Origin of the sequence: Brevibacillus panacihumi, from assembly GCF_003710985.1 — a bacterium.
Lineage (GTDB): Bacteria > Bacillota > Bacilli > Brevibacillales > Brevibacillaceae > Brevibacillus > Brevibacillus panacihumi.
On record NZ_RHHT01000096.1, the window covers coordinates 1 to 1292 of the forward strand.

The following is a 1292-nucleotide window of genomic DNA, read 5'->3' on the forward strand; positions in this document are numbered from 1 at the left end:
ATTAATTTATAGTGGGAGGAAGTGTTCTTGAAAACGCTCGTTATCGTAACACACCCAAACATGGAATCATCAGTCATCAACAAGCGATGGGTGGAAGAACTAAAAAAATACCCTGACAAACATACGGCTAACGAACTGTATAAGGTTTTTCCCGATGGAAACATAGATGTGGAAAAAGAACAAAATTTAGTTGAACGTCACGAGAATCTTGTATTCCAGTTCCCTATTTATTGGTTTAATTGCCTTCCTCTCCTAAAACAATGGTTTAATGAGGTCTTTACCTATAGCTGGGCTTATGGTTCAAGAGGGGATACATTGAGGAATCGCAAAGTTGCGTTGGCGATTTCAGCAGGAATTAGAAAAGAAGATTACAGTGAAACAGGGAGATACCGACACACGCTTGATCAAATATTGCTTCCCTTTCAAATGACCTTCCATTACTGCGCAGCAAATTATCGTTCTGTCTTTGCCTATTATGGGACAGAAATGGATTGTCAACACCTGACTAGACAGATTTCTTAAGTGCCTTCTCTTTGTACGCTAATGGGCTTAGATATCCTAGTGTGGAATGAATCCTAGCTTCGTTAAACCATTTGACGTATGTTCCTAGCTCTTGCTTTAACTGAGATAGCGATTCAAATTTGCGATTTCTCACGAACTCGGCTTTGATCAGCTTAAAGGTTGCCTCCGCAACTGCATTGTCATAGGGACAGCCTTTCATACTCAATGAACGCTTGATCTTGAACGTGTTGATCACTTCATCAATCGTGAGATTTCTAAACTCACTGCCACGATCTGTGTGAAAAAGCTGGATTTGGCGTAGATCTCCTTTTACGCTTGCCAATGCTTGATAGACTAGTGCGGCATCTTTAAATTTTCCGCAGCTGTAACCGATGATCTCCCGATTAAATAAGTCCACGAGCAAACAAATATAGTGCCATTTATTGGCGACCCGAACGTATGTCAAGTCACTCACAACGGCTTCCAGTGGTGCTTCTTTCGCAAACTCGCGATTCAGTTCGTTCTGGATCGGCGATTCGTTACATGACGACATATGCGGTTTATACTGCGCCACTGTATAGACCGAGACCAAGCCGTTTTTCTTCATCAGACGTCCAATGCGCCGTCTGGAAACCGTCATTCCCTCTTCTTGAAGCTTTGCTTTGATTTTCCTTGCTCCATACACGCGCTGATTCTCTTCAAAAATACGGATAATTGCTTGTTCCACTTCATCATTGACAGATGATTGCTCATTGCTCTCGTAGTAGTAGGTACTCCTATTGACCTGAAGG

General features: G+C 42.2%; 2 protein-coding genes. One reads left to right on the top strand and one right to left on the bottom strand.

Features of this window, described 5'->3' with window-relative positions; genetic code table 11:
• Positions 1-27: 27 nt before the first annotated feature.
• Positions 28-522 (top strand): NAD(P)H-dependent oxidoreductase, encoded by a 495-nt coding sequence (locus EDM58_RS25455; protein WP_122915828.1) that lies wholly within the window; start codon positions 28-30, stop codon positions 520-522.
• On the opposite strand, the gene EDM58_RS25460 is transcribed toward EDM58_RS25455, so the two are convergent.
• A partial coding sequence (locus EDM58_RS25460; protein WP_122915827.1) for an IS3 family transposase occupies positions 506-1292 on the bottom strand: 787 nt, incomplete at its 5' end. The genes EDM58_RS25455 and EDM58_RS25460 overlap by 17 nt on opposite strands.